This is a genomic window from Proteus sp. G4380 (assembly GCF_963885725.1).
Lineage (GTDB): Bacteria > Pseudomonadota > Gammaproteobacteria > Enterobacterales > Enterobacteriaceae > Proteus > Proteus mirabilis.
The window spans coordinates 61,445-84,076 of record NZ_CAWPAV010000180.1 but is presented as its reverse complement, the minus strand read 5'-3'; the positions used below and the strand labels follow the sequence as shown (position 1 = coordinate 84,076).

At 38.4% G+C, this 22,632-nt stretch carries 21 protein-coding genes; 2 read left to right on the top strand and 19 right to left on the bottom strand.

Annotation, left to right across the window (positions count from 1 at the left end; translation table 11 throughout):
- Positions 1-164 precede the first annotated feature (164 nt).
- Genes AACU98_RS16245 through AACU98_RS16230 form a run of 4 tightly spaced genes read right to left on the bottom strand, consistent with a single transcriptional unit; the run spans position 165 to position 1,776 of the window.
- Entirely contained in the window at positions 165-659 is a 495-nt protein-coding gene (locus AACU98_RS16245; RefSeq protein WP_161735177.1) for a hypothetical protein, read from the bottom strand.
- Positions 660-674: 15 nt separating this feature from the next.
- Positions 675-1,133: a structural protein gene (locus AACU98_RS16240; RefSeq protein ID WP_161735175.1), complete on the bottom strand. Its 459-nt coding sequence runs from the start codon at positions 1,131-1,133 to the stop codon at positions 675-677.
- Between the two features lie 2 nt (positions 1,134-1,135).
- Positions 1,136-1,408 carry a phage holin family protein gene (locus AACU98_RS16235; protein WP_004243326.1) on the bottom strand — a complete coding sequence of 91 codons (273 nt, stop codon included), beginning with the start codon at positions 1,406-1,408 and terminating at the stop codon, positions 1,136-1,138.
- On the bottom strand, positions 1,405-1,776 hold the full coding sequence (locus AACU98_RS16230; protein WP_020945795.1) for a putative holin: 372 nt from the start codon (positions 1,774-1,776) through the stop codon (positions 1,405-1,407). The genes AACU98_RS16235 and AACU98_RS16230 overlap by 4 nt, the downstream gene beginning before the upstream one ends.
- A gap of 167 nt (positions 1,777-1,943) precedes the next feature.
- Here AACU98_RS16230 and AACU98_RS16225 point away from each other — a divergent pair, with 167 nt between their 5' ends.
- A complete protein-coding gene (locus AACU98_RS16225) occupies positions 1,944-3,782 on the top strand; it encodes an acyltransferase family protein (protein ID WP_161735171.1) in 1,839 nt (612 codons plus the stop codon).
- Positions 3,783-3,832: 50 nt separating this feature from the next.
- Here AACU98_RS16225 and AACU98_RS16220 read toward each other — a convergent pair whose 3' ends face one another.
- The gene (locus AACU98_RS16220) at positions 3,833-6,439 is read right to left on the bottom strand and encodes a tail fiber/spike domain-containing protein (RefSeq protein WP_237612232.1); all 2,607 of its coding nucleotides are present in this window, start codon (positions 6,437-6,439) and stop codon (positions 3,833-3,835) included.
- Between the two features lie 173 nt (positions 6,440-6,612).
- Here AACU98_RS16220 and AACU98_RS16215 point away from each other — a divergent pair, with 173 nt between their 5' ends.
- Positions 6,613-6,864 carry a hypothetical protein gene (locus AACU98_RS16215; RefSeq protein ID WP_070486757.1) on the top strand — a complete coding sequence of 84 codons (252 nt, stop codon included), beginning with the start codon at positions 6,613-6,615 and terminating at the stop codon, positions 6,862-6,864.
- 29 nt (positions 6,865-6,893) lie between these two features.
- Here AACU98_RS16215 and AACU98_RS16210 read toward each other — a convergent pair whose 3' ends face one another.
- The 14 genes from AACU98_RS16210 to AACU98_RS16145 form a co-directional block, all read right to left on the bottom strand.
- Positions 6,894-7,181: a hypothetical protein gene (locus AACU98_RS16210; RefSeq protein ID WP_070486756.1), complete on the bottom strand. Its 288-nt coding sequence runs from the start codon at positions 7,179-7,181 to the stop codon at positions 6,894-6,896.
- Between the two features lie 8 nt (positions 7,182-7,189).
- Positions 7,190-10,573, bottom strand: a complete 3,384-nt coding sequence (locus tag AACU98_RS16205) for a hypothetical protein (protein ID WP_161735168.1) — start codon at positions 10,571-10,573, stop codon at positions 7,190-7,192.
- Positions 10,573-13,656, bottom strand: a complete 3,084-nt coding sequence (locus AACU98_RS16200; protein WP_161735164.1) for a hypothetical protein — start codon at positions 13,654-13,656, stop codon at positions 10,573-10,575. The genes AACU98_RS16205 and AACU98_RS16200 overlap by 1 nt, the downstream gene beginning before the upstream one ends.
- 2 nt (positions 13,657-13,658) lie before the next feature.
- Positions 13,659-14,207 carry a hypothetical protein gene (locus AACU98_RS16195; protein WP_004243338.1) on the bottom strand — a complete coding sequence of 183 codons (549 nt, stop codon included), beginning with the start codon at positions 14,205-14,207 and terminating at the stop codon, positions 13,659-13,661.
- On the bottom strand, positions 14,207-14,677 hold the full coding sequence (locus tag AACU98_RS16190; RefSeq protein WP_237612231.1) for a hypothetical protein: 471 nt from the start codon (positions 14,675-14,677) through the stop codon (positions 14,207-14,209). Before AACU98_RS16190 ends, AACU98_RS16195 begins: the two co-directional genes overlap by 1 nt.
- 1 nt (position 14,678) lies before the next feature.
- Positions 14,679-17,141, bottom strand: a complete 2,463-nt coding sequence (locus AACU98_RS16185; RefSeq protein WP_161735157.1) for a hypothetical protein — start codon at positions 17,139-17,141, stop codon at positions 14,679-14,681.
- Entirely contained in the window at positions 17,141-17,746 is a 606-nt protein-coding gene (locus tag AACU98_RS16180; RefSeq protein ID WP_060555914.1) for a hypothetical protein, read from the bottom strand. Before AACU98_RS16180 ends, AACU98_RS16185 begins: the two co-directional genes overlap by 1 nt.
- Positions 17,746-18,057, bottom strand: a complete 312-nt coding sequence (gene gp10, locus AACU98_RS16175; RefSeq protein WP_004243343.1) for a capsid staple protein — start codon at positions 18,055-18,057, stop codon at positions 17,746-17,748. Before gp10 ends, AACU98_RS16180 begins: the two co-directional genes overlap by 1 nt.
- Before the next feature lie 63 nt (positions 18,058-18,120).
- Positions 18,121-18,462 carry a hypothetical protein gene (locus AACU98_RS16170; protein ID WP_123822187.1) on the bottom strand — a complete coding sequence of 114 codons (342 nt, stop codon included), beginning with the start codon at positions 18,460-18,462 and terminating at the stop codon, positions 18,121-18,123.
- An 8-nt stretch (positions 18,463-18,470) separates the two neighbouring features.
- The gene (locus AACU98_RS16165) at positions 18,471-18,902 is read right to left on the bottom strand and encodes a Bbp16 family capsid cement protein (RefSeq protein ID WP_161735154.1); all 432 of its coding nucleotides are present in this window, start codon (positions 18,900-18,902) and stop codon (positions 18,471-18,473) included.
- 58 nt (positions 18,903-18,960) lie between these two features.
- Positions 18,961-19,941: a major capsid protein gene (locus AACU98_RS16160; protein WP_004243350.1), complete on the bottom strand. Its 981-nt coding sequence runs from the start codon at positions 19,939-19,941 to the stop codon at positions 18,961-18,963.
- A 15-nt stretch (positions 19,942-19,956) separates the two neighbouring features.
- Positions 19,957-20,634 carry a peptidase gene (locus AACU98_RS16155; RefSeq protein ID WP_161735152.1) on the bottom strand — a complete coding sequence of 226 codons (678 nt, stop codon included), beginning with the start codon at positions 20,632-20,634 and terminating at the stop codon, positions 19,957-19,959.
- Between the two features lie 17 nt (positions 20,635-20,651).
- Entirely contained in the window at positions 20,652-20,966 is a 315-nt protein-coding gene (locus AACU98_RS16150; protein WP_161735148.1) for a Bbp19 family protein, read from the bottom strand.
- Positions 20,963-22,627, bottom strand: coding sequence for a portal protein (locus tag AACU98_RS16145; RefSeq protein ID WP_161735144.1), 1,665 nt, complete (start codon positions 22,625-22,627; stop codon positions 20,963-20,965). Before AACU98_RS16145 ends, AACU98_RS16150 begins: the two co-directional genes overlap by 4 nt.
- Positions 22,628-22,632: the final 5 nt, after the last annotated feature.

Sequence of the window (22,632 nt, the reverse complement as noted above, 5' to 3'; positions counted from 1 at the left end):
GCTCTTGGTTTTTTAACCTTTATCAACTATTGCTGATAAACGATGTTTTATTCCCACTCAATTATATTCTAGTAATTTAACTCACTGATAAATATAAATTATAGTTAATTTAGATATCACTAACACCGTCACCGATACCGTCATTATGAAATCTGTCTACTTTTTCATCGGTAAGAATTAAGGAGTTTTTCCTTTGCTCCCAGCTCTGAAATACAAAGGTTGAGTGTTCTGGTATTTTCATCTGCACGCTGAGCTTCACGCCCATATCGTTCAAGTGTTTCTCGTAGTTGTCGAGAAAGTTCACTGGCTTTGGCTTTCTCAATTCGGCAGGTATTGGTGTTATCGGTACTTGTAACTTCTGTTTGCGTGGTACCGGTTGAGAGCTGCACCCTGTCAAAGTGATTAAGAACACGATCAAGCAAAGCATCTGTGCGTATCGTATCATGCTGTTGTGCGTCATGATATATCTCCAACTTATTCTGCTGTTCATTGTCTGCTTGTTTACGCAGTTCAATATTTGTGGCCACATCCTTTTCATCTAATTGATTACCTACAATCTGTTTACTCATTGCTCGGTTATCAAAATAAATACCGCCAGCAACAAAGCCAGCGGTAAAGGAAACAGCCAAAGCAATTAACGCTATGACGGTTTTATTCATTAATCATCACCATTATTAAATTAATGAAAAGGCTCTATCAAAAACATCATCAACATAAGGTTGTTGAGCATTTTCAACAGAAATGATTGCTTTTGCCATTTTGATTGATGTTGATTTATCAAACAGGTTTAAGCATTCGTGACGTTCAAAGCCAGTATCCTTGCAAACTCGTTTAATATAATTTTCAGTATGGTTGTTATCAGATGATGGCGCCCATCGTTCTATGATTTCTTCAACAGTATCTATTTTGTCACAACCAACATTAGGCTTACCTTTTTGCTTACTATAAGTTTGAAGCAATTTCATTAATGCCCGAACACCATAATAAACATTGATAAAGGTACAAAACTTATCATCACTTTGTACTGTTGCTAGGCCTTGCCATTTAGAAGAACCATGTCGAATATTGCCCGGATTATTATTTCTGATACCTCTTACGCCAGTGTTAACGTAATCGTCTTTAAAAACTGACATATTCACCCCTTTATAAACTTGATGACATTGCCCTTACTGACCAACAACGTTGTGCAGATCAGGATATTGGCAAAGATGTTGTAGATATCAGCGTGATAATTAGGATCGAAGTAAGCGCGAATAGGTACGCTTGAAGAATAAGCAAGAATGAGGAAAGCTAACCATCCACCTTTTTTACAGTGTTGTCTGCCGTCACGTTTAAAATAGAACACACGTAGAAATATGACGGTACAGATGATGGCATTAACAATAGTGAGCAATGTTTCGCATTTCATTGTTGCCCTCCTTGTTTCGGTATATCAGCCCTTCCGTATGCTTTTACGCTTAACTTAACCACAAGCAAAGCGGAAACAAAAGCACCTACGGCGTCGATATGTTCGATTTCGTATTGCTCAGGTTTCACACCGAAAAGACCAGTAACAGAAATAAAGATAGTTGCTGCGGGACTAAAGAATATAAGACCACAAACGAAGCTTAGAAAAGCTAATACCGATCTACGTTTAAAGCTATATTCAGTAGCAGCAGTGGTAAAGAAGATGGCTCCCAACAGTGAACCCATAACAACTTCTGCTGGAAGCCCTGCGAAGTAACCAAGAAAAGCAGTTGTGCCAATCCCAGCTTTTGTGTAGACATCTTCTTGCATGAGTGTAGTACCAGTGATTAATGAATAGTCATAATACTACACACCCAATAAGATAAACAAAAATGCAAATAAGGTAAAATAAAAACAAAACAATAGAAATACTGAACAATCTTTACTTTAATGATAAAATTCAGACATTCTATTGGTAAAATAAATAATAATTTAATATGCAAAGTAAAAAGTTTAGAGCTGACATTAATGGATTAAGAGCTATTGCAGTTTTATCTGTCATGTTTTTCCATTTTAATCAAGAGTTAGTACCTGGTGGTTTTGCAGGTGTTGATGTATTTTTTGTTATATCTGGTTTTTTAATGACATCAATAATATTTAGAGGATTAGAAAGCAATAATTTTTCTCTCTGGAGTTTTTTAAAAGCAAGAGCTAGACGTATTGTTCCAGCACTAATAACTATCATATTGATTGTATTAGCACTTGGTTATCTATTTTTTGAACCATTAACATACCAGTTAGTCGGTAAGCATGGGTTTTCTAGTTTACTTTTCATATCTAATATAACTTATGCTAATGAAGCTGGATATTTTGATGCAGACTCTTTTAGCAAGCTATTTTTACATACATGGTCATTATCAGTAGAATGGCAATTCTATATAGTATATCCAATAATATTGCTTATCTTATCAAAGCTATTATCAATAAGTACTCTGAAAAAAATTGTTGTGATTTCTGCTATTATAAGCTTTATTTTTTGTATTTATTTATCCTCAGTAAATAAAACTCTTTCCTACTTCATGATATACACTAGAGGGTGGGAAATGCTTTTGGGTGGTATTGCATTTCTATTCCCATTATCGACAACAGATAATAAAAAAAGAATAATTGAGATAGTGGGGTTAATTTTAATTATTACATCATTCTTTATTTTTTCAAACTCTGACAACTGGCCTAGTTATAATGCATTGCTACCTGTTTTTGGTGCATATCTTTGTATTATTTCTAATAACGAAAAAACTCTTTTATCTAATTATGCATTTCAAAAAATAGGCCTTTGGTCTTATTCTATTTATCTTATCCATTGGCCTTTTATTGTATTCTTTAAAAAAATAAATATAGAGATCTCTATTTTTACTTATTTTATATCTACCATATTACTTGCATTTATAACTTATAGTGTTATAGAGAAAAGAAGAAATTATAAATATGGATTATTATTATGTTGGTTGCTATCAGTTTCTTTATCCTACTATATATCTATTGATGGAATTGGAAACAGAGTTGATGAAAAATACAGATTAACTAAAGAAGAGTTCCATAAAAAATATTATGGTGGAACAAAGATAACACAAGGAAGCATCATACAATATTTTGATATGAAAGATACTGATAAACCTGATTTTATAATTAGTGGTGATAGTTTCATGAGACAGTACATGAATTCTATAAGGCATCAAAAATTAAAATCAATAGGTATTTTTAAAGATGGATGTTTTATTACACCTAATTTAATCTCACTTAAGGATGAGTTCAATGATCAGCGTTGTATTATGCGATATAATAATTTCATTTTAGCAATGAAAACTCACCCTAAAACAGATGTTATAATATCTCAAGCTTGGGATTCATATAAGATATATAGTAGAAGTACACAAAAAGAAATAAAATCAAATGTAGAAGAAAGAATTATTAATGATATTAATGAAATTATTAAAATTGGTGGAGTTGATAGAAATTATTTTATTATAGGCAGACCACAAAGAAGTAATATATCAACATTTGAATGTTTAGCAAGACACAATTTACCAATTTGGAAATTAGCAAAATCCTGTGATAAATACATGGATCAGAAAGTCTTAAACATTAACATAAAATTAAATGAATTTGCAAATAATAAGAACAATGTTATATTTATTGATCCGAATGAGATTCTTTGTAAGAATGGAAAATGCTTGCTATTAAATGATGATAACGAACCTATCTATTCTGATAATAGTCACATGTCTTTATTTGGCTCTGATATTGTCATTGATTATTTTTTTAAAAAATTATAATAAATAAGGAACCAATATTTTATTGGTTCCTTATTATCACTACTTTATAGCTAAAATAAGTTAATATTTCCTTTACTAATAGCAGAACTACCATCAAGAATTCTAATAGCATTTGAATCAGAGCTAATACAACCAACTGCATACCCTGTAGCTCCAGAATTAAAAATACAAATAGCGTTATTAACATTACTTGTTTCATTTAACATGATACAATTATTTAAAAACGTTTTAGACCCACTCATAGCATTAACCCCAGTTGCACCTACTCTACCAAAACCAAAATCAGTGCCAGAACAATGTAATTCACCTGAGTTTTCAATAATGCTTCCTGAATTTATTACAGAAAATTTCACATTTCCAAGCGTCATAGCCCCTGAATTAGTTAATCTAACATATAAATCTTTAGTGATACTTTTTGTTTTCATAATACCTGTAATAATCTCTACTAAACTTCCTTTATCAGTACAAAGTATATTTAAATTTCCACCATCCACATTAACTAAACCAACACTAAATGTACTAGAACCAGAAACATATACTTGTTCAGATTCAATGCCAGAAGAATGATTCCACGTTTTCGTTTTAAAGGTGCTACCAGCACTACACTGAATTAAACGACCACCACCAGAGTTAAATATATTAACAAAAACAGAACTTCCATTAATACATCGCAAGGTATTAGAAACTGCTTTTTTTAAGTTACAATTTAAAGTACCGATATTAATATTTTTAACTCTATCAAAATAAAATCCATCATAAGCTTTTAAATCACCAGAATAGTCATCTAATACACTTTGATATATTTCACTTATGTAAATATTTTTTAACAATCCAATATTAGAGTTTTCAGTCGCCTTTACACTTAAAGCCCCTCTTCTACCATTGATTGAAATTAAGCTTCCAATACTAATATTATCCATTATTCTTGTTCCATCATTACTAAATATATTAAATGTATATCCATTACAATTAATACCAGTCACTCTATTAATAGTAAGCCCTTTCAATGGAACAAAGTTATTTACCTCAATATCAAACGCACCTTCTGGAGGAGCTCCTTTTATATTTTTACATATCTGCTCACCAATAAAATGAATATCTCGCCCCCCCGTTACACTAAATCCTTGTCTACGACAATTATTAAATACTCCATTAATAATTTTAATATTCTTTGTAGCATATTCAGACTCTACTAGATCTGACTCAATCGGTGAAGTAATACATATTCCATCCCCAAACATTTGGCTAATATCAGGATCAACAATAGTTATATTTTTACATGATGTAATATATAACCCATGCCCCCACTCACCATCATTACCTATATGTTCAATTCTATCACCTATTAATTTAGGCCTAATGACCATGGAGTTATTCGCTCCAACAAAATTAATTACTTCATATTTTTCTTTATTTGTTGGCTTTAATTTTAAACAACCTCCATTTAGCCATTCTATATATGAATTAGGTTTTAGTTTAATTGCTGATGAATCATTATCAACATTAACAATATATTCATCATCAATATATACAGGGTGACCTTTTTCAAGCATTAAATTAATAGCCTCAGTGGCATCATCTCCTCTAAACACACCTAAAGAATGTAATGAATAATTAACTAAAACTGCTTTTAAGTTATTTTTTAAAAAATGATCTGCTATACTATTTGTATTATTATCTTCTTCAATAATATATTTAGAACCACCACCATCATTAATATCATAATATCCTAATGTTTCAATTACATCTCCTTTTTTTCCATTAAAGTTATCTATCATATCCTTTACATTAGAATACCTTTTAACGATTATCCCTATATCATTTCTTAAAGAAGAATCACCAATACTAACCCAAGCACGATTACCTACTCCGCCTGAATTTTCAGGAGTTGACTTCATAGAAACTATTTTGGGTAATTCACCATCCCAACGATAATATTCTCCATTACTTTCCCAATGTAACGCCTGATACCGTGTGGTTATCTCCGCGCCTTTCTCAAAAGAATCAACAAGTACATAACCAAGCGAACCAGTTTCAGCAGGATCAAGTAATTGAGGATAACCTTCATTATCAAAACCGAGCTGTTTATTTCTGCGTTGTTCAGCGGATGGTAATGCAGGTATAGGCTTATCCTTTACCCTTAATGTCTTACTATCAATATCCTTAATACTGTTATCAACGTAGTCTTTATTAGCACTATCACTGCCGAGCTTAGGAGGCGCTAAATTAGCAATACGATTGTCCTTGGCATCATAGTAATTCGATAGATAGGTAGGCTTACGTAAGCTTAAAGAGAAAGTACCCAATGCTTTTTGAATTAACATCGTTAGATAATCAAAGGCATCTTCATGTACTTCTGCAAAAAATTTACCCTGATTACGTAAGTCAGTTTCTTGTACAACAGGTAAATCGCGTTCTAATAATATCTTCCAGCCTTGGGCTAAAGGTTTATTTAAAACCACCTTACCGCCATGATAGGAACCTGCACCAACAATAGTGTAATCAGTACCATTCTTTAATGTTTTTTCATTGCCGTCACTGTCAGCAACCACAACAATCAAATGCTTGCCTTCAAAGATACGGAAACGAAAATCAAAATCCGTTGTTACGCCATTACCTACATACTCTTCATGGCTTAGCTCAGTAGATACCGTCATTGCTCATCTCCTCTGGTGTTAATGAGGATATGATACGTTTAACTACAAAATATATCCATATTTGCAATAATGGTTATCAAATAAAAAATTAAATTAACCATTTAGATGAACATTTTAATGCATTTACATTATTATAGTTTACGTAATTATTTTCATTAGTGAGGACTTTAGCCATGGAAAAGAAGTATGAATACCCTGCACCAGCTAACTATCCAGATGTAGTGAATACCGATAAAGGGATTGAAAAGTTAATTACAAAATCAAACCTTGAAGCACTTTTAACAAAGATGGAAAGCGATGGTCATGATGTATCAGCTCCACTTGTAGAACTGATAGCAATGAGAAACTTTATAGTTCAAAAGATGAGAGGCAATAAAAATATAATACCGTTGGTGGAATGTATTTTAGCTGAATTAAAGAAATGAGAACAATGCACCGCTTAAGCGGTGCTATTTTAATCTTTTTTAAGATTATTTATTTTTACTTGCTCTTCAAGTTTTTTTCTTTGTATCCATAAGCTTAAAAAGCTTCCTTGTTTTTCTTTTGCTTTTATTTGGTCTAACTCTGAAAACTTATAAAATCGCGTTTTATACAAATACATAAGCGAAATCAACGGAACAAGAGCTAATGGAATATATACAGCTAATAAAGCACCTGAAAGATCCTTAGCAATAAACAAGTAAGTATATCCTACTAACATGATTGTATTACCGATGATTGCTAACACTCGTAAAATAGACATAGCTCCCCCTACTTCATCTGCTCCTCAACCTGATTCAATAATGGTGACAAATAAAACAAGTTTTGGAAAGGTAATAGTTTGCGCACAGATCGCACTTCTCTATCATCAAACTCACCGTTTAATACACCTGATGTGATGTTTTTAATATCACCACCGAGATCAAATGTAGGGCCCAATAATGCACCAATTCCATTACGGCTTTGATAACGTGATGCTGGTGGCCCACCAAACATGGCACTCATACCATAAGTACCACCGCTAAGGTTTTCCAGTACATTGTTAGGCTCACCTAACCAGCCCATCATTCCTGACCAATCTAAACCCTCTTTTACTAAGTTAGCCGGTTCGGTATTAATATCTCGTCCTGCCATTTTAGCCTTGAGGACATAGACTAGGGATCCAAGTGCTACTTGAAGCAATGCGCCATAATAGAATGATGCATCACCTGATTGTATGCCTGATACCAACGCTCTATTGTGAGTAGCAAAGAAGAAGGTTTTAAACTGCATCACAATCTTACCTAGTTCACTGCTCATCATTAATGGTGTATCACCAATGCCCGGTGTGATAACCGTGGTTCTTACGTCTTTTAATACTGCCGCTTGGAAAGTTTCACGCACAACACGATCATCCCACAAATGGCTATGCCCTGTTAACATGCCGTCTAAGTCTTCCCCGTGTCGTTTAAACTGATCTGCTATACGCTTTAGCATTGATTCATCAATACCAATATGAGCCAGTTTCTTTATTTCTCGTTTACTTAACGAACCACCAGCCTCTAAAGTGTTTGCTGCTTTCAGTACTTTAGATTGAGTAATAAGCCCAGACCACATTTTCATCGTGTCTGTATATTGGTTCATTAATGTAAAGTTACCAAATTTCTGTGACGACCACTGTAAACCACGCTCTAAATAGCTACGTCTGCTATAGGGATCGCTAAGGTCAGCAATCACTTTAGAACGACTGGATAATGCATATTCAAGGCCAATACCCATTTCACGCAAATCGGCCTTAGCAATGCGCATAGCACTGATATCAGTTAGCATCTTACCCAATGGTTTTAACGCACTACGTAAACCGTGTTGCATAATCGGACGAGCCATATCAGGTAACGATGATATTGTCATACCCCCCAATAAACGTAAAAAGTTAACGTGACGAGCAACACGGCCAGCTCGCACAAATAGACTTCCTGGATCTTTAGGTGCTCCATAAGTACCTAATAAACGGTCACGCATCGCGCGAATATCACGTAAATCCTCCTCTCTTCGTGCTTCTAATCGACTGCGTTCTTTAGGCGTGGTTGCATCAGCAATAAGTTGGTTGTATTCCTCTGTAATCGCTTTGATTTGATTATCCATATCAACACGGCCAAATTTAGCCGTAAGTTCAATTTCAGGCGCAACTTGGCGAATATAGTTTTCCATCACATAGTTAACATCTGATTCGAGATAGTCTTTAATTCGTTCATCAGGAATGTTTAGGGTTCTATCTTTTGTAAAACCAGCACGTTTAACTAACCCATCAGGGATCAGTTCACTGGGTACAATGCCAGACGGAGCACCAATAATTTTATTAACGATATCATCTGCAGCCGCATCTAACTCTTCACGCTCTAAAGGTGTCATGCGATTTAATGCGGACTGTCTAATTCTGTCATGGCGAGTTAATGAATTTGCTGTTCGTGTTAAACGACGATGTTCATTTCTAAACTTGCGAGGGTTATCAAGAATATCAACGCTACGTTGTAATGCAGGTAATTTATTCTCAGCATCATTAATACGCTGTAATTTTCTTTGTAATGTTGCTTGTCTTCTTGTTTGCGTTTTATTTAGCTTAGCAAGGTTAGATAGTGAATTTAACTCAACTTCTACCGCATTCTTTTCATTAATGATTTTTTGATATTTATTAATATCATCCATCAACAAAGATTTTTTACCTGACCAATTCTCAGCTTCTTTAATTTCAAGCCCTAAACGTTCGGCTTGTGGTGAAGCGTTACGTGCTTTATCAATACCAATTTCAGCACGATCAAGGCTACCTTTGGCTTTATTTATTGATGTTTGATTAATCTCTTCTAACCAGTCAGCAATGATTTTCTTAAACTCAGTACGATCATTTAAAATTTTGTCGAATTTATAAATACGAGGGAAATAACTTTGTGCTGTTGTCACCTTTACACCTTCACGTAAGATCCCTAATTCAACCATTCTATCTTTGGTTGCTTCGACAATAGGTCTAATAGAACGTGCTGCCTCTGCCACTTGTGGTATTGCATGAGTATCACCATTGCGCATAGCATCACCAACCGCTTCACTAAATTGGTAATAGCTCATATCACGTCCACCAGATTGACGATACTGTTTAAAGTGATCTTTCGTTGATTCTACTTGCTTATAAACAAGTGTTTCATAACTTCTCACTTTTGTTTCAACAGCGGTAAATGTCGCAATACCTTCTTCATTTTTAGCAAAGGTAAAGTTATTTTCTGTGAGTTGTTGGTTAATTTGGCGCGCTGTTTTAGAGGGGGATTGAGCAACACGGCCAACAGGGCTAACGTTCATCGTACGATTAATAAATGATGGCCCTTTTAAGGTTTCTTGTTCTAATGTGGTGTTAGGTACTTCCATTGCACCAACACTAGAATTATCAGGGATATTATTTGGAATATTTTGTTGCCCTGATTGTTGTTCTCCAATTAAATCATTTCTTACTTTTGTTACCAATTCACCACGGTTTTTTACTAACTGCGCAGCTGAACCTAAGGTTCCACCGATCATGGCATCAAGTGTAATGTTAATTACACTTTCAGTTAATGTTCGTGTTTCTTGGGTACTATGTAATGCCATTTCAGAAGCTACGCCCCCAGCAGTATTTGCCAATGCAAACTTACCTGCGATTGTGGCCACACTGCCACCTTTTACAATGGCTCCCCCTGGTATCATCATTGCAGCAACATTAATTGGATCAATAACCCCCATAGCAATACTACTCACAACACCAGCACCGCCAGCATCTGCTAACATTTGCTTATCGTTACGCTCACGATCAATACGTTGTTTTATTGCAGCGGTTTCTTGAGGAGAGTTTGAATGAATAAAGGCATCGGCATAGTCTTCATAGCCTGAAAGCGTTAATTCATCTTCAAATGGGTTATAGCCGTCTACATCTTCAAATTGATTAAAAGGTGCAGTAGCAATCAAACTACCCACTGAGTTATCGATACGAAACGCCGCATCACGTAATTCTTTAGTTTGCCGTCTATCATCAAGCGGATTAATAGGGTCATACCAAGACGGTGAAACATTATCACCGTAAGCAGGTTCTGGTTGCTGAACAGCATTAATATCCGCAGATAAAATCTCATCAGGTTGTTGTTCGTAAATAGGCATCAGTTCTTATCCCAAGAAAAATAATTATTGAATTTATTTACTCGCTCATTGTGAGCTTCTTTATATTGCTCACGGATATTTTGACGACGTTCATCAAATTCTGAGCGTGATTTATCCAATGCTTCTTCTCGTTCCCTTTTATCCTGAGCTTCCTTAACGCTTTGTTGGCGTTTTTCCATTACCTCTTTATACATTGGTGATGATGACTGTTCTGGTTTAAAGCGAATAGGCAAGCCGTTATCTCCCGTGTATGGACGATAAATAGGGATATCATCACTACCGGTTTGTTTTATCATTATGCCGTAACTGTAGTCTCTGGGGGTCACTGCATCAGAGACAATAACAATATCAGTATCAGAAGAAGCGCCACCAAATGATTTAGACATTAATTGCTTTTTCTCTTCTTCCCATTGACCCGCGATCCAGTTTCCAGCACCTGATTCATTAATACCGTATACGGCTTCTGGTGCATAACGCATAACTTCTTCACTGCCATTGATATTAGATACCGCCCACGTTCTTTTAATTTGAGCGTTAGTCATTTTCTTGGCTAGTTCTGCATCACCGCCTGTTTCAGCAAAGTTAGCGTCATACAGTGTTTGATAGTCACGTAAGTAAGCGCCATTTTGAGTACCAGGCTTACTAACGCTTGGTGAAGAAAATGGTTTATACCAAGGGTAAAAATCATTGATATTAGATTGCGCTGCTTTATCTCTATCCTTGATATATCCTTTATCCCTGATTTGAGAAGCGATCATTTGTTTAGTGCGTTCATCTTGTTCAAATGTCGTCTTAAATGCAGTTTCTACCGCTTTTTCATCAGGCATACCCGCACGACTTAAACTATATACTTTTGAGTAATACGCCATTGTGCTTGATGGAATATTGCTAACAGATGCTGAGTTATTATCAAATATCTGCCCGTACATTTTCGCGATAGGAAGAACAACCTCAGGATCTTTAGATGTAGCCCCCATGTCTAATATTGATTTTATTTGTGATGGGATAATTCCCGTCCTTGCTGTAAGTTCAGCAACGGCATTTAAGCTATTATCATCACGTAAATTAAAGCTCTGCTGAATATGTTGTTCAAAGTAATCATCTGCTGCCTGCTGATTATTCCTATCATTGGGATCAAGCGGAAAGTTATTTTGAATGGAAAGCTGTAATCGGTTGGCAGCAAACTGCTTATCTTGTTCCTTGATATTACCTTCAACGAACTTACCAAATTTCTCCCAACGTTGAATTTTGCTTTCGTAGTTTGCTTCACCGGGTTGAGGTTTATTTTTAGCTAACAAAACTTGCTGTGCTTGTGGCGACATCTCTTTAGCTGCTGACATAAAACCAGCATAACGTTTAGCTTCTTGCATATCAGCAGACATAGCTGAACCTTTGTCATAGCCAAACGCAGAGATTAATTCATCATGAGTAGGCGCATTAGGTGCTTCAAGCCCTCTTTCCCATGCTGCGTAAGAGTCCGCTACACGAGTACCGAGTTGTTGCTGTAACTCACCTTGTTTTTGCTTACGTAGCTGTTCTGCTTGTCGTAAATATTTTGCTTGGTCAGCTTCATCTAAGGCATCGAAAGCGGCAGATCCGGTTAATAGTTTTGGTGCTTCTGATGTCGCTTGTAACTCAACAAAACCAAGTGCTGACTGTATGCCTGTTGCTATCTGCTCATCAGTGTAATTAACACGGTTACGCCCATTCTCTTTATACATTATCGCTGTCGATAAATGCGTTAAGGTATCTAAATTCGTTAAATCTAATGGTTGATTAGGTGCAACACCAAGGTAATCAGATACATACTCAATGTATGCCTGAGTATCATTATTATCTTCTGGTGGTGCCCAGCGATTAATGATCTGCTCTGGTGTAACAAAACCTTGTCGAGCATAAGAAAGTAGATTTTTACCTAATGCTCTAATGCCGTGCTCAGGTGTGGCAAACTTAGCAAATGCACCATCATCACCGGTTTGCCCTACCCATTTATTGCTAGATAGTCGAATATTACCAGGGTTGTTGTTTCTAACACCTCTTGTATCACCGTTACTAGGTGTATACATATTCTCTTGCTGTTTATGCAGATTATCAGCGTAAGCAGTAGCATCTTCAGGGTTATCAAAAATCCCTAAGTGCTTACCTGTTTGCTCGTATAACGCAATAGCTTCATCATCAGATAACAGCTTGCCATCGTCACTTACGGTAGGTATCAGCACTTCACCATCATCGGTACCAATAGAAATCGTTCTTACTGTACTAATTGAGCCGTCTTCGTTTTTAACTGTTGGCCTATTGAGTAAATTAATATTACCCTGTTGGGTCATTCCTTTAACTTTACCAACAGTACCACCATAGAACGCATTATTTCTGGTAGCACCACCAAGGCTTGAAGGTTCTCCATTTCGTTCTAAGAACCCCATATAATCAGCACCGAGTTGGTTTTCAATCGCTTTACGTGCAGTCGCTACTTTGAATTCTTGTTTCTTGGCAAGGATCTGCTCTTCCCCCCAACCATGCGATAATCCAAACTCTTCTATTTGCTGAAACACTTGTTTATGTGCAGAAATATAAGCCTGATTATCGCCGTACATTGATGCGGCAGACTCTGCATTTAATGTTAACGTTGATTGAAACTGGTCTTGTTCATAAGCTTTGATTTGCCCCATCTCATGACGATTCGCTTGTGATGCAAACTGAACACCCATTTCTTGCGCTTGTTGCATAAAGCTTTGTCGAACAATATCGTCAGGTAATGTTGATGATATTTCACCAGCATAATCACGAAATGACTGCTCATACTCAGACGCTTTACCAATCGCATTCTTACCTTGCTGTGAAAGTAATCCATTTTTCGGATCGGTCATCAGTTCATTGGCTTTTTGTCGTAGCTGTAATGCGGCATCTTGCGCCAGTGCAACATTGGCCCTTTGTTTTGCTTCTGCAAACAAACCAACATATTGCTCACCAACACGACCAATGCCAGCGCCAAAAGCATCAGGTGATGATTGAACAGAAAACCCATTATTCGGTAACTGCTCAGGCATAACCGTTCTATTATCGTATGTAGGAACCTTTGGCATAATTAAAATCCTTTTGGTGCTTTAGCGAATGTTTTGCCGGCTTTCGCAGCACCTGAGCCACCACCACCGAACGGGCTCCATGTACCACCAGCCAACTGATACGCGCCATAAGCTTGAATAGGGGCTGTTAATAACGTTGTCATTGCACCCATATTGCCTGAGCGTCTTGCCATTTTTGCATTAAGGCGATCATTCTCAGCTTGCATACGATAGCCATACGCTTCACGAGAAGCGTTATTAACCATAGTTAACGCATCAAGCTCACCCATTGCAGCAGTATCACCTAAAATATCTAAAGCCCCAGCAGTGCTTAAATCAATGCCACTGGCTGACATTGTTGCCGCCTGTGTACCCGCTAATTGGCGAGTGCGTCTACGCTGTTCTTGTGCCTGAGCGTTTCCTTTATTAATTGCATCAAGTGCAGCATCTTCATTAATTTTGGCGTTTTGGTTGGCCACTGATGCTTGAAATTTACCATCGGTATATTGTCCGTATGCTTGCAATGCAGAAGTACCAATTACTGCTGCCGCTAATGTTGTTGGTTCACACATTATTTAGCCCTCAATGTAAAACGATGGAAAGGTAACTGAAGTAAACCTGCTGGCTTTGCTTCTTCAATCTGAAACCCCAACCAATGGAGCCATGCCTTAGCAATATGATTACGTTCATCGACATAATTCATCAGTGTTGGGTATTGCCCTAACATCTGTTTTAAGATGGGTTTACAGCGCCGTAGAAAGGTTTTCTGGTGTTGCTCTAATAAGTCAGTTCCCACCAACCAAGGAACACCTAAACCAGTCAGTAATGAGCCAGAAGCAACACCAAAAATAGTCACCACCTCATCATTAATAATGCCGGCATAGGCTTTAGTAGAAACAGATAAGCCATGTCGTAATACCTGCTCAGGTGTTTGCATTGACATAGCGTAGAACTCATCAACATCAGCTTGTCTTACATGTGGTAATAAACGAACAATATGTTCATGAGTAGCACGAATAATTTGTACATGATGTTTTTTCATATCAGAAACCACCAGCATCAATACGCGGAATAACAGAGAGCACCGCTAACGGTAACGGATCAACCTGTCTAATAAAGACACGTCCGTTTTTGCTCCAATCTGCATCTAAATTAATTTCAACAATGCCTGTGGCATCATCAACAGGATTGTCGTAAAACTCGAATTGACGTTGAGGATACTCATATAGCCGTTCTTTTTCAGTACCAGCCCAAATACCCCGACTACTATTTACAATTAAGCTGGCAACCTTAATAAGCTTCTTCTTATCAAGTAATGTTTCTTGCCCATTAATATGGATATCGAGCGTTTCTAATTCGCTGATAATAGGTAATCCAATATGTACAACGGCTGAAGGTGTATCAATTTCCACTGCGCCATTGATGACAATGGCCTGCGGTGAAACATTAGCATCAGAGAGAATATTAACTGTCTTACCTTCAAGATGATTTAAGCCAGCAAAGCGATAGCGGGCAATGCTCCATTCAGTAGTGGGTGTATTTTGTAATGCTGGTGGGATATTGCGATTAGCAGAAATAACCACTTGATTTGCAGATATATATTGAACAATCTTACAGCGAAGCTCTTTATGTTCATTATCTGCAAAATAAGGAATATTGACGGCACTACCGATATCAGAAGCGCTAAAGACTGGATCGCCTGAAACCACTAATTGATAGTTTTCTTGATAGTTCCACTCACCCGCTCCACCAGTGATGGTTGCTGTTTTTGATATATCAGTATTTCTACCGTCATAACTTAAGCCAGAATCCACAAAGAAAGCATCTTCTGTACGAGTAAATAAACGGCTGGCTAACCGTTCTACATACCGAACCTGTTTACCGTTTACTGTGCGCTGAACAATAAAATAAGCTGAATCTTCATTGCCTTCACTGATCGAACACGTTGACTCAAATTTCCCTTCTGTCGATTGTGGCGCCCATGCAAAAACTTGTTGTTCTCTTAAATAGGTTAAAGCCAGCATTAACCCATCGTCACGTATGCACCATGCAATAGAATATGGAACCGTAGTAAATGACCAATCAACAATACGATGACGTTGAAATAGGTGATTTGCCAACATAGTTAAGTCAGTGCCTTGATACCCATCGACATCAAAGGAATACGATAAATCACGCACAGCACTGCCTTTCTCTTGTATATAAAGCGCAATGTTCGCAACAGAGATTGGAGGTAAATCACTTGAACCGTTAGCCCCTTGTGATGACATTGAAAAACTGGAAGGTGTAAGTACTTTGTTCTGATCGCCTGTGATTTGATATTCACCGCCAGAGGTCAATGCCACCAGCGAACCGACATCAATCAAATGGCGAATTTCATTAACTTGACGACCTGCATACGTGTAGATAATGCGATCATCATCTTGGATAGGGTTGTTGCGTCCAAAGTCTTTATAGTCACCGCTACGACTGGCCCATATCGTTTGCGGGTAGGCACGAGAGCTAGCAAAGAATAAACGTTGTTGATAATAAACAACGGTGCTTGGATAACCATCGACATCATTCCACACTGCACGCGCCCATTTATGGCTTGCGTTATCTTCACCAACGGCATTGGATGGAATATAAGAGATCACCTTTCCTGTGGCTGTTTTACCATCTTCACTTACGGTTTCAATTTTTACGATACCAAAACCACTATGAAGATATTCCCATTGAATACCTGTATCACCACCCCAACCATCCCAGCTCATTCCTTCAGTGTGAGATGGGCGCAGCGTACCAGTTTTACCGCCACTATTGGCACGATAGTAGTTACTATCAGCTCGGCGTTGATCATTAAGGTTGGTTGTTTTATCTGTTTCCCATACAGGAACCGCATCAATATCACGTTGCTCTAAATAGAACTGCTTACCTATTTGCTCGGCACCAAAAATATCATGCGTAGACGTTAACGTAATTTGCCCCGTGCTTGCACTGGCATAAACTTTCATTGCCTTATCGGTATTGATATCTTCAAAGGGGCCGTTCTTGGTTTCAACGGACACTAACTTCCAATCATCATGATCGTAACGCTGTAACTCCATTGGTGGATAATCAGTATGAACAATCGTCATAACATCGGCTGATTGCGTATACTTCAAATCAAACAAATCAGCTTCTTTATAAGGTGTCGCTAATTCAAACACTTCGCCTTTATGTTCACCATCAGCATAGAGAACCTGCCCACCATCTTTAAATACGCGAATATAACGATCACCAAACTCTAACGCATAGGTTTGTACGGTGCTGAATTGGAAAGGAATAAGGCGAGACTTCTTATTTTGATACTTTGTTTCAGCAATAAATCGTGTGCCTGGTCTATTCTCAACGCCACCATATTGACGAACAATAAAGTTATGGCACTTGCGCAGTGCAGTTGAATACTTCGCAAGATCAACACGCCCATATAGGCTTGGTGCAATTTCACCGCCTGAAAAACTAGGTTGAATAAGACTAAATGGCATTATGACAACCTCGCTTGTGTGAATTCATCCATATAATCAGTTGGCTCTGCTGACTCACTTAATGAATGTGCGGCCGCGCTTTTAATAACACCTTGATAAATTTGTAATGCCTCACCACCAATACCCGCATTTGATGCCAATGGACGAGCCAATTCAGCCGCTAAACGCCACGCAAGCGCATCTTTAAATAACGCATCAAACATATTGACGTCAGTAATACGTGCAACATACTCAAGCCATGCACTTGGATGATCAGTAAAAATTAATCGACCAGTACCATTTTCATCTGAACCAACATGAAAATGGATTGCTGTATCTGGTCTACGGTACTTTTGATGAGGTTCGACAATGCCAATGGCTTTTAGGCAATCATTAGGATAGCGATAGGCATACGTCCAATTAGGCGGGGGATTATTTGTATTGGCTAATGCCACCTTTTTAGTTGCAAAGTTCCAAGGGAAATCGGCCAGCACACTATCACGGCATTGCGCATAATGAAGGTTACATTGAACGGCTTCTTTGCTGGCTTCAGTCATGCTATTAATTGAACGACTATTACCAATGCGACTTAATGCAATATTGCAAATTTCAATTTCTGAGGCCATTACTCACCCCCATCAAAAAGAACATCTGCCGTTGATTTTGTGTCTCCTGCACCTAGAGCCAGATCGGTTATTTGTAACTCTACATATACTGACTTCTTACCTTCACGTTCATTAATGGATTTAGACAGTATTTTGGCAACAGCAGACAGCTCAATACTTTCACCAACATCAGGAATAGAAACGCCTAGTTTTTCTATCGTGTCGTTTTCAAGTGAAATACGTAGCCCGTATGGATATTCTTCACGAGTTTCTTTTTCACCTTTGGCATTTTCATAAGTTTCTGTGCTGGTTTTTAGATTGATTAGTTTCATTGGATATCTCTCGGCTCAAGTAGAAAATAAAAAAGGGGCTTTCGCCCCCTTTATCATCGGGGGTTAAACCCCAATTTCTTTCCGCTTTTCATCTATTGCGGTGCGCATTTTATCTGCGCCCATATTGTGATGAGGTGCTTTACCAAATAGCTGGGTATATTGCTCACGAAGCGCATCAAGGCTTGAATCAATCGCCACACCTGAACCGCTAACAGCAATATTACTTATACCTTCACCAGTATTATCACCAGCTCCATCAGCCACACTATGAGTATTAAGTCGAGCATCAGCGCCACCAATTAACGCTAAGTTATCGCCAGCTATACCGTCGTACTCAACCTCTTCACCGATTTCAAGTAGACGCCCAGCGATAAATGATTTTTTTAAAACCTTATATCGTGACATGTCACACCTTATTGAGTTACAGCATCGTAAATAGGATGAGCATCAACAGTTAGGTTAATGCCCGCAGTGAACTTACCCGCCGTTAATGGACCTTCTGCAACAACATATTGCAGGCGCAGGTACTTCAGAACGCCTTGAGGTACTTTCGCCACAATACGTTTACCTGCATTTAAATCAGCAATTGGTATTGCCACAGATTCAAAGATAGATTTAGCATCAGAGAATTTATCGTCTGTCGCGGTTTCTAACTTAATTTGAACAGTCGCTTCACCTGCTGCTTTAGCCTGTTCAGTCACTTGTGCAAACAGCTCTAATGGCTCACCAATACCGATATCACGAAATGCGCCATGCACTGGCGTTAAGTCGATAGCTTGCTTACTTACAGCAGATGCAGTAACCGCCTGATCCAGTGAAAAAAGCGTTTCTTTATCTAAAATCATTTTGACTATCTCCAAATAAATGAAAGTTAGCGGAGCCGTTAAACGACACCGCAATAACTTATTTCACCTGATCTTCAGTCGTTAGAATGGCATCAACACGGCGAACAGGAATTTCATCGAATGAAACAACTTTCTTACCGGCAACTTCTGCCATAGAAATATTGACGTTTTTGCTGTTTTTAATTTGACGACGCATCCAGCTACGAATTTGCTGGTTACAATAAAAAACAGGACGCCCCATAGAGAGGTTAGGGATCTTCTCAATCGCTTGAATAAACAAGTCTGGTAAATCGAGTGTGTCCGCTTTTTCTGGATCTTTACCAATTTTGGATAAATCAATATTGGCGATACGGACAACATAACGCCAGTCACGAACTGAGATACCATTTTTCCATTGAAAGTGAGTACGAAAGCCTTGGTATTTACCTTTGTTCTCATCTTCTAAAGTAACTTCGCCTAAATGGTTTTGCTCTAAACCTGCTTTAGAACCTTTAGGGAAAATACCGTGAACCGTGTTTTCCCCCCATACGACTAACCACACAGAAGTTAAGTTACTGCCAGTACCACCAGCATCAATGATATTGACTGCATTCTTTGCTTTCATATCGTTAAAGCGTGCAGCTAAACCCGTAAAGCGCTGAGGATGAACCGTCGCATCACCATAAATAACAGTTTCAGCCATTTGCTGGTTCATTGACTCTAAGAATGCAATTGATTCAGACAATAGAAATTCATTCTTTTGCCCGTTTAAGTTAGCAAGATCTTTATCAACCTCAGAATAGGTTTCCAGCATACCAATCGCATCAGTAACCTGTGCTGTGGTTGATTTGCTTGGTGGTACACCATAGTTAAGCAAGCGCCATGTTGCAGATGGTAAACCAGTACGAACGGTTGTACGGTGACCCGTTGGTAAGTTACCTTCAACGAAAACCATATCATCAAGAATTTCATTAGACTGATTCAGCAATTCGACGATCTTCGCTTGCTTGCTGTCAGGGCCTTGTCGTTTAGCCCAATCAACGAGAGTTAAAGCAGGCATGTTATTTCCTCTTTGTTATCCAAATAAAACATCAGCAGCACTTTTACTGCCGTTACTGTTGCCAGTGACAAGACCGTCCTCTGACATTGCTTTGCCAACACCAGCAAAGATACGAATAAGCTCAGGATGGTTACCTAGTCCTGATTCTTCTAAATACTGTTTCAGTTCAGGTGAACCGAACTTATCCATTGCTTTTTGTGCCGCACCGATAGATTCAGCGGAACCAAGCTCTTTATCTGCTTTAACAGTTTCAGCCCATTGCTCTGTCTGTTTTTGCCAACCTTCAGCAAGTTGCTTATTAATCGCTGGCATGATTTTAGAGCCATAAACATCAACCAATTTTTGCGCTTGTTCGTTGTTTAAATTCAGCTCACGAGCAATCGGCTCAAAGACTTCTAATGCACCTTTATCAAGCTCTTGCCCTTCTTCTGGTGCTTTAAATTCATACTTTTCAGGCGCACCTACATCTGATTTATTGGCATCATTTTTCTTATCAGCCGGCTTGCCCTGCTCTCCACCATTCTCTTTTTCAGTGCTTTTAGTAGGATCATCACTATTTGCTGGTGGCTCATTTTTATCTGTTGCTGATGTTTCTTGAGTAGGTTCCGTTGCTGTACCGCCACCGCCTTCACCTCCCTCGCTGTGTTGCTCGTTATACAAACGACGCATAATTAATTTCCGCCATAAGTTCATAACTGTTTCTCCCGTTGTTAAACGCTTGGTGTAGTTGCTTCATTTGCCATTTGCACATAAAGCTCAGGGCAAACTTGGTGTAATTGATTGAAAACTTTTAACCCATAGTTACGTTCGCCCTCTCTAAAGGCTGTTGCATAGGGATCGTTAGAAAAAGAGTTACGAAATACGCCAGAGTCAGAAATCAAACGCCAAATAACAGCACGCCCAGCTTCTGTGGACATAACCTCTTTTAGCTGTTGTTCTTCTTTCTCTTGCCTATTTTTTTGTTGAATATCGTATTCAGTGCGAGCAATTCTCTCGTCTTCATACGCATCGAATGGATGTGTCATTGAGCACCTCCACCAGCCATAGCGGACAAGGCACTATCATTATCAAGATTGGTATCACTGAGGGTTTTAGCACCATCAATAGCGGACTGCGCCATTTGCATCTGAGCCATTTGTTGTTGCTGTGCTTGTCGTTGTTGACGTATGGCTTGTACTTGCTCATTGGTTGCAACGATAGTTGGAGAGACACCAATAGCAGACGCATAATTATCAATGGCATCATCAGCATTAAGCTTATCAAGGGCTTCAGGCTTAACTTTTGCCAGATTGCCAACAAAGCCAGCAAAGCGTTCGATACTACCAACGCCAATCGCTTTCTGTGCCTGAGCCATTACAGAAATGTACTCAACCTTTAGATCCATTCCCTGCATTTCATCAGGTGCAACGGGAAGTAAGTTTTTGTTTACCAAGATTGAGAAAGTGCGATTAATCAGCTTGTCGAGTAACTCAGAATCAAGACGTTGCAGAACAGGCCCTAATTGCAATAGCTTCTCTTCACGCATTTCAACAACGGCTTCAATCGGCATAGAGCGCGTATTCACCATTTGCATCATGCGGAATAAATCGACAAAGTAAGCGGTATCAATCAGTTGACGGGTATCTTGAACATCTTCAAGTAGTGCTTTCAATGCTACGGGTTGAACATCAAAAATCGTTTGAATTTTATTAGTAGGATTTGCCTCATCAAGATAGTTAATGCCACCGGGTATGGTATTTACCCGTTGGTTTTTTAATGAGGCTGGCACTTGTAAAGGCGGATTGGTCAGCTTATCAATCATTTGCGCTTTACGTTTTTGCATTAATTGAAGCGCTTTAGTGCCACCTAACGCCAACATACCCGGGCAAGATGAACCATAAACATCTTCACCATTCACTTCCCAGCGTGGCGCCATAATAGGAAATTCATCATAACCAGATTCACGTAACACTTTCTCGTTATCACCCGCCACTTCAAAATAAACGGATTTAAAAGGCTTGTGCTTCGCCTCTAACTTTCCTGTTTGTCGTTCAAGGTTTGGATATACGGCATGAACCACTTCAACCCATTGGCTGTACTGGCTTGAATTCCACATTGATTTAACAGTATCGCTGACGCTATCAAGCCCGAACTCCATCACCAACTGGCGAACGGTCATCGTAAACTTGCGATAGCAAACATCAACACTCAGGCTTGGGCTATTCGCAATGTAATAACTACCAAGGGGGAAATGAACGGTACGGATAATACGCTGGCTATCTTCAACAACGGCCATTGCAGCAGTGCCAAAGGTACCTAAATCGCCATACATCAACGGTAATGACTGATAGAGGTTAGAACGATTGAACACTTCGTTCATGCGTTGTTCGGTGGTTTCTAGCCAAAGTTTTACAGGACCATAATCCATTAAATCAGGATCAGGTGTTGCTAAACGAAACCAAGGACGAGCAGGACTTGTAATGCCTGACATCATGCCACTGGAAAGCACCGATGAAGCTAAAGATGCCGTAGGGTCAATAATCTTACTATTACGGCGATCACCTCGATTAACCTCAGATGCAGTAAAGCGCGTACTACGAGGACGAGTGAAATCTGACAATTCACGCCAATGCGGTTCAAATGAGCTACGCTCTGTATCCAACTGATTAAGTTGTTGCAGTAGCTGTTGTTTCAATGGCGTTGACATAGTCA

What these genes read in the sequence shown, in the direction of transcription:
- AACU98_RS16245 (WP_161735177.1), bottom strand. Translation starts at nt 659, where the DNA reads ATGAATAAAACCGTCATAGCGTTAATTGCTTTGGCTGTTTCCTTTACC.
- AACU98_RS16240 (WP_161735175.1), bottom strand. Translation starts at nt 1,133, where the DNA reads ATGTCAGTTTTTAAAGACGATTACGTTAACACTGGCGTAAGAGGTATC.
- AACU98_RS16235 (WP_004243326.1), bottom strand. Translation starts at nt 1,408, where the DNA reads ATGAAATGCGAAACATTGCTCACTATTGTTAATGCCATCATCTGTACC.
- AACU98_RS16230 (WP_020945795.1), bottom strand. Translation starts at nt 1,776, where the DNA reads ATGCAAGAAGATGTCTACACAAAAGCTGGGATTGGCACAACTGCTTTT.
- AACU98_RS16225 (WP_161735171.1), top strand. Translation starts at nt 1,944, where the DNA reads ATGCAAAGTAAAAAGTTTAGAGCTGACATTAATGGATTAAGAGCTATT.
- AACU98_RS16220 (WP_237612232.1), bottom strand. Translation starts at nt 6,439, where the DNA reads ATGACGGTATCTACTGAGCTAAGCCATGAAGAGTATGTAGGTAATGGC.
- AACU98_RS16215 (WP_070486757.1), top strand. Translation starts at nt 6,613, where the DNA reads ATGGAAAAGAAGTATGAATACCCTGCACCAGCTAACTATCCAGATGTA.
- AACU98_RS16210 (WP_070486756.1), bottom strand. Translation starts at nt 7,181, where the DNA reads ATGTCTATTTTACGAGTGTTAGCAATCATCGGTAATACAATCATGTTA.
- AACU98_RS16205 (WP_161735168.1), bottom strand. Translation starts at nt 10,573, where the DNA reads ATGCCTATTTACGAACAACAACCTGATGAGATTTTATCTGCGGATATT.
- AACU98_RS16200 (WP_161735164.1), bottom strand. Translation starts at nt 13,656, where the DNA reads ATGCCAAAGGTTCCTACATACGATAATAGAACGGTTATGCCTGAGCAG.
- AACU98_RS16195 (WP_004243338.1), bottom strand. Translation starts at nt 14,207, where the DNA reads ATGTGTGAACCAACAACATTAGCGGCAGCAGTAATTGGTACTTCTGCA.
- AACU98_RS16190 (WP_237612231.1), bottom strand. Translation starts at nt 14,677, where the DNA reads ATGAAAAAACATCATGTACAAATTATTCGTGCTACTCATGAACATATT.
- AACU98_RS16185 (WP_161735157.1), bottom strand. Translation starts at nt 17,141, where the DNA reads ATGCCATTTAGTCTTATTCAACCTAGTTTTTCAGGCGGTGAAATTGCA.
- AACU98_RS16180 (WP_060555914.1), bottom strand. Translation starts at nt 17,746, where the DNA reads ATGGCCTCAGAAATTGAAATTTGCAATATTGCATTAAGTCGCATTGGT.
- gp10 (WP_004243343.1), bottom strand. Translation starts at nt 18,057, where the DNA reads ATGAAACTAATCAATCTAAAAACCAGCACAGAAACTTATGAAAATGCC.
- AACU98_RS16170 (WP_123822187.1), bottom strand. Translation starts at nt 18,462, where the DNA reads ATGTCACGATATAAGGTTTTAAAAAAATCATTTATCGCTGGGCGTCTA.
- AACU98_RS16165 (WP_161735154.1), bottom strand. Translation starts at nt 18,902, where the DNA reads ATGATTTTAGATAAAGAAACGCTTTTTTCACTGGATCAGGCGGTTACT.
- AACU98_RS16160 (WP_004243350.1), bottom strand. Translation starts at nt 19,941, where the DNA reads ATGCCTGCTTTAACTCTCGTTGATTGGGCTAAACGACAAGGCCCTGAC.
- AACU98_RS16155 (WP_161735152.1), bottom strand. Translation starts at nt 20,634, where the DNA reads ATGAACTTATGGCGGAAATTAATTATGCGTCGTTTGTATAACGAGCAA.
- AACU98_RS16150 (WP_161735148.1), bottom strand. Translation starts at nt 20,966, where the DNA reads ATGACACATCCATTCGATGCGTATGAAGACGAGAGAATTGCTCGCACT.
- AACU98_RS16145 (WP_161735144.1), bottom strand. Translation starts at nt 22,627, where the DNA reads ATGTCAACGCCATTGAAACAACAGCTACTGCAACAACTTAATCAGTTG.